Source organism: Pseudomonas sp. Pdm06 (assembly GCF_014851795.1).
Taxonomy (GTDB): domain Bacteria; phylum Pseudomonadota; class Gammaproteobacteria; order Pseudomonadales; family Pseudomonadaceae; genus Aquipseudomonas; species Aquipseudomonas fluorescens_AA.
In genome coordinates this window covers 1-255 of sequence record NZ_JACVAH010000071.1, presented here as the reverse complement: position 1 = coordinate 255, position 255 = coordinate 1, and the positions used below count along the sequence as shown (strand labels likewise).

At 67.1% G+C, this 255-nt stretch carries 1 protein-coding gene; it reads left to right on the top strand.

Translation table 11 applies throughout. The features are described 5' to 3' along the window. Positions 1-255 (top strand): RHS domain-containing protein (locus tag IB266_RS31360; protein ID WP_192264472.1); only part of this gene is annotated, 255 nt, incomplete at both ends.

Sequence of the window (255 nt, the reverse complement as noted above, 5' to 3'; positions counted from 1 at the left end):
CCGCAGCTACGTCTACGAACCGGGCACCTTCCGCCCACTGGCCCTGCTCGACGGCGAAGGCCCCGACGCCCGCCCGTTCTACTACCACCTCGACCACCTGGGCACGCCCCAGGAACTGACCAACCCCGCCGGCCAGATCGTCTGGTCGGCGCGCTACAACGGCTACGGCAAACTCACCGAACTCACCCACGGCAGCGGCGAACAACTGGAACAACCGCTGCGCTTCCAGGGCCAATACTTCGACCCGGAAAGCGG